Annotated in this window: 7 protein-coding genes and 1 pseudogene; 6 read left to right on the top strand and 2 right to left on the bottom strand. The window is 36.7% G+C overall.

What is annotated here, in order from left to right:
• A pseudogene (locus tag BLR88_RS19220) lies at positions 1-194 on the bottom strand (IS701 family transposase); the annotation flags it as partial.
• A gap of 169 nt (positions 195-363) precedes the next feature.
• Between BLR88_RS19220 and BLR88_RS20640 the strand changes: the two are divergent.
• From BLR88_RS20640 to BLR88_RS19830, 6 genes are all read left to right on the top strand, one after another.
• Positions 364-408: an erythromycin resistance leader peptide gene (locus tag BLR88_RS20640; RefSeq protein ID WP_139185036.1), complete on the top strand. Its 45-nt coding sequence runs from the start codon at positions 364-366 to the stop codon at positions 406-408.
• Between the two features lie 91 nt (positions 409-499).
• Positions 500-871 carry a hypothetical protein gene (locus BLR88_RS18325; protein WP_139185035.1) on the top strand — a complete coding sequence of 124 codons (372 nt, stop codon included), beginning with the start codon at positions 500-502 and terminating at the stop codon, positions 869-871.
• Between the two features lie 211 nt (positions 872-1,082).
• Entirely contained in the window at positions 1,083-1,289 is a 207-nt protein-coding gene (locus BLR88_RS18320; RefSeq protein WP_057898764.1) for a hypothetical protein, read from the top strand.
• A gap of 440 nt (positions 1,290-1,729) precedes the next feature.
• Entirely contained in the window at positions 1,730-3,304 is a 1,575-nt protein-coding gene (locus BLR88_RS18315; RefSeq protein WP_057898763.1) for a Vga family ABC-F type ribosomal protection protein, read from the top strand.
• Positions 3,305-3,459: 155 nt separating this feature from the next.
• On the top strand, positions 3,460-3,756 hold the full coding sequence (locus BLR88_RS18310; RefSeq protein ID WP_057898762.1) for a serine hydrolase domain-containing protein: 297 nt from the start codon (positions 3,460-3,462) through the stop codon (positions 3,754-3,756).
• Positions 3,757-4,221: 465 nt separating this feature from the next.
• Positions 4,222-4,377, top strand: a complete 156-nt coding sequence (locus tag BLR88_RS19830) for a hypothetical protein (RefSeq protein WP_156424033.1) — start codon at positions 4,222-4,224, stop codon at positions 4,375-4,377.
• A 136-nt stretch (positions 4,378-4,513) separates the two neighbouring features.
• Here the strand turns inward: BLR88_RS19830 and BLR88_RS18305 are convergent, their stop codons facing one another.
• Positions 4,514-4,768, bottom strand: a complete 255-nt coding sequence (locus BLR88_RS18305) for a zinc ribbon domain-containing protein (RefSeq protein WP_139185034.1) — start codon at positions 4,766-4,768, stop codon at positions 4,514-4,516.
• Positions 4,769-4,770 lie beyond the last annotated feature (2 nt).

Raw genomic sequence — 4,770 nt, 5'->3', positions numbered from 1 at the left:
GTCCGTCGGTCTTGTGAATGGCAGCTTTCACGATGGATATCGGTTAACGTTCCAGAAAAACCTCTGGTCATCACACCATCGAGAAAATGAACCATATGGTTCATTACCGGCTTAGAAAAATAAAGTGGGAAACGCCAGGTACGTAAAATATTGTTGATTTCCTGTTGATGTGCTACCCTATACGTAAGAGGCATATAGTCTTCTCCTTTGCGTAAAAGTGGTTGGTGGTACTTCTATTTTTACACAGGGTGAAGAGATATGTCTCTTTTCTATTCAATTGTAAATTTGTGTAAGTGTTTTTGGGCAACTACAGTTATCTATTGACAACTAGAGTAAGGAAATCTTAAGGAGGATTATTAAAAAATGACAAATTCTATGAGACTTCGTTTCCCAAATTTGAACAAGTAATTGAATATGTTCAAAGACTCTGCTTGTGAGACAGAGTAAACGGGATAAGTCTGTCCTTTTTTAATAATCTTCATTTTTGTATTATACTTGAATGAAAATGATAGAACCTCGCGTTAAACGAATCAAGGGCATGGCGAATACCGTTGAAAAGCTATCTACAAGTTTGAAATATAGTCGGTTAAGAATGGCTTTATGCCATACGGATATTCACAATTGGAATCTGATGCTGGTTGACTGGGAAGGGCTTAAATTGGCCCCTGTTGAAGCCGATCTGATGTTTTTGGTTGACAATCCGCATTTCAATACATTTTTAAGCATCTATCGGAAACTCCATAAAAACTATGCCATAACTGCAACGCCCTTCAGTTTTATCAGGATAGACGCAGGCTGGAAAATATTTAGGAATTTATTCAACAACTTTTATTCGATGAACAAGATGCGCGGGAAAAAACTGAAACGATAAGCTTCTTAACGAAAGAGTTAAAAGATATCGTTTAGATTTTCTTCGTTACTATGAAAACCAATTCGGTCGGAGAAGATGTGTCTATGAAAATAGACTAACATCATATATTGCAAACAGAAAGGATGATGGTTATATGAGTTAATAAAGTCGATCGTTCAATCTATATTCACCTGCCCCCCATTGTTTTGCTACCGAAAAGGAGAGATGTTTCATGAAAGCCGTAGCATTTTCGAAGTATGGTTCCCAAAATGTTTTGCGTGCGATGGAATTTGATAATCCTCAAGCTGCGGCAGGTGAAGTTGGAACCGTCGTCACATGTCGTCGGAGAAAAGAACAAGAAATAACTCATTTTTCCTTTCGCAATGCTTCGTTTGTAAATCCGTGGATATTTATAATTAGTAATTTTTTCATAACATAGTCCTCTCCTTATCCATAGTAATGATAAAAATTAGTATTGCCAAATGATTCTTTGTTAAACCAGTAATCATAACTATATAAGACACAAATCAAACCGCTCATAATTGTAGAAAAGGTATATTTACACATAAAATTTGACAATTCTCAATAGATCCTTTAAAGTGACAATAAGTAAAAAGAACGGAAGGGTGAACCAACTACATGAAGTACTAATCCTATTTATGAAAACCATTAACTGAAGGCATTTTTTAGCAGATGAATGTCTCTGCCTTATTTTTGATGTCTTCAATCGGAGTTTTCAGAATAGGATTGGATTTCTATAGTTGAAACCAAAAGGAGTAGTCTCTTTTTGATGTCCACCTATACCTATGCCTCCTATTCTGAATGTAGATAGGGGGCATTTTTTGTCCCTGAAAAAATGGAAAAAACGGGGATGATGATATGATTCTATTAGAAGCACTTAATATAAAGCACTATGTAAAGGATCGTTTATTGCTAGATGTTAACCAATTACAAATTCATAAAAATGATCGGATTGGATTAGTTGGCCGTAATGGCAGTGGAAAAACAACATTATTGAACATATTGGCTGGAAAATTACCCCCAGAAAATGGGACGGTAATTCGTCATGTTCACTGTGAACTTTTGCCACAGCTAAAAAGAACAGATACAACTAAAAGCGGTGGAGAAGTAACACAGGCATATATTAATGATGCCATCGTTAAGGCTCCAGAAATCTTATTTGCAGACGAACCAACCACAAATCTTGATACAGAGCATATTGAATGGCTGGAAAAGAAACTGATTCAATGGAAAGGAGCTTTCGTCATTGTATCTCATGATCGAGCATTTCTGGATGCCCTTTGCACAACCATATGGGAAATTAATGAAGGACAGGTAAACGAGTATAAAGGCAACTACAGCGATTATGCAGAGCAAAAAGAAGTGGAGTATCGTCAAAAGAAAATAGCTTATGAAAAATATGAGATGAAGAAAAAACAGTTAGAAGAAGCATTGAAATTAAAAGAAAAAAAAGCTGAAAGAGCAACAAAAGCTCCGAAAAAGGTAAGCAAATCAGAAGCAAAAATAACGGGTGCCAAACCATACTTTGCTAAAAAACAAAAAAAGTTGCAAAAAACAGCAAAAGCGATTGAAACACGGCTAGAAAAGTTAGAAAAAGTAGAAAAAGTTAAAGAGACTCCTCCACTTAAAATGAATATACCTAATGAAGACACGTTTAAAGATCGAATTATTCTTCGTGTACAAGGTGTTACAGGTGCCATTGGCGAACGTATTCTTTGGAACAAAGTAAGCTTTCATGTTCGTGGTGGCGATAAACTAGCGATTATCGGGCGGAATGGCAGTGGAAAAACGACTCTTGTGAAAAAAATCATCAATCAAGATAAAGGTATCACGATTTCTCCATCTGTGAAAATGGGCTACTTCAGTCAAAACTTAAATATAGTAGATGTTGAAAAGTCGATTTTAGAGAATGTCAGCTCCACTTCAAAACAGGATGAAACATTCATTCGAACGGTACTTGCAAGGCTGCATTTCTTTAGAGACGATGTTCATAAAGTTGTAGGGGTTTTGAGTGGAGGTGAGCGAGTAAAAGTAGCGCTTGCAAAATTATTTTTGAGCAATATTAATACGTTAATTTTGGATGAACCGACGAATTTTCTCGATATTGAAGCTGCTAGCGCATTGGAATCGCTCTTAAAAGAATATGAAGGAACCGTAATCTTTGTCTCTCATGACCGCCGACTAATCGAAAACATCGCTACACGAATTTTGGCTATTCATAATAGAGAGATTGAACTGTTTGAAGGAACTTATAAACAATATAAACATTATGAGCACCAAAAAAAGCGAAATATTGGGGAAGATAAACGGCTCATACTTGAAACAAAAATATCAGAAGTACTAAGTCGGCTAAGCACCGAACCATGTGAAGAACTGGAAATGGAGTTTCAACGCCTTTTAGAAGAAAAACGAAAATTGGATATGTTTGAATAGCTTAAAAAAGTGCCTTTTGTAAAAGTAGTAAATTTAAAATTGAGAAGATAACTTTATGGATAAATTCAAGCAAGATAAAATGCTAAAAAAGAATAAGTAATCCAGTGGGGAATTTGCTGATTCAGTTAACCGGTTTATGACCGGAACTTAAATAAGTGGTAAAAGGCGGCTGTATTATCAAAGTTTTCATAACAGGAATAATTATTATTGAATTCCTTACGCTATTTCGCATCGGATCGGTTAGCAAAAGTTTAACAGCAACGTTAATTATGCGGCTTGTGCAAGAGGGCATTTTGGATTTAAATGTACCCATTCATACGTATATACATGAGTTTACTTTACAGAATAAAGAGGATACTCGCAGTATTACACTCTGTATGTTGCTGAGCCATACCGCTGGTTTTCCTGATGGTGGAGACATCGTTGGAGAGACTATGCGGGAAATTATTTAGGTGCGGAAAGAGAATTTGTTAGTATAACAATTGAAGATACTGAGCTCATGATGGAGTGGAATGGAGAAAAGATGCCTGGCATTTTGGAATACGTAGATGACAAGAAACAAAGCGTAATTGAGAAGTAAGCATTAAGTAGCTATGGAAAATATAAAAAAGAAAAATTGTTAGGGCTGTCAGGCTGATGATGTTTAACTTTATCATCAGTCTTATTTTACGTATTAAGTTTTTTATTGATTTTTCCAAAATAAAGGGAGAGAGAAGAAATATAAAAAATGTGTTTACTATTTACGTTAGCAAATTGTGATGTTGTAATAATTTTCTCGAATTTATCAGAGCAGAACATTCAGCTCATTTGATATAGAGAGCGTTATATGGATGTAGCATATGAGTCAAGAGAGATAATAAAGTGGTTTTTCTTTTTTTAAGAAGCAAATTTATATAATTAGCCAAAGGGGTGTTTTTATGTCCGAAAGAAGAGCATCTGAAGTTGAAAAACGGATGGATGAAGGTCACAGCACTGGTATTGGAACGAATTATAAACGACTTTATTTTTTAATATGGCATAGTACATTTGAATACTCATCTGCTTTTTTTAGAAAGGAAAGTAAAAAACTGTAATAGTTCTAGTTACATGAACCTCCCCCACTTACCATAGGTTGAAGTGGGGGTTTTTGAACGATCCACCTCGATAGAACAGGCGATCAGCGGGTTGTCGCTGATCTCACAGACACGTGCCGTCTGCGAGGGGAATCATTCAGCAACACACCCTTACGGGCGTGGGGCGGAACAAACCATCTACTACTTCTCGCTTAGGCGATCCGTAGATACGTGGGTTTCTGAATTTCAAACGGCAAGGACTGAATCCGGTTTTCATACAACACTTTGGACAGTAGATTCGCCGCACCGTGAATGTCCCGATGTTGGGTATAGCCGCACCACGCACGTTCTTTTTCGCCCCGCAAACCGGACAGGTTTGCGATGTATAGCGTTCCTCGCGCTTGTGGAGCATGA

This window comes from Aneurinibacillus thermoaerophilus (assembly GCF_900099925.1).
GTDB classification, from domain to species: domain Bacteria; phylum Bacillota; class Bacilli; order Aneurinibacillales; family Aneurinibacillaceae; genus Aneurinibacillus; species Aneurinibacillus thermoaerophilus.
This window is presented reverse-complemented; position numbering and strand designations above follow the sequence as displayed.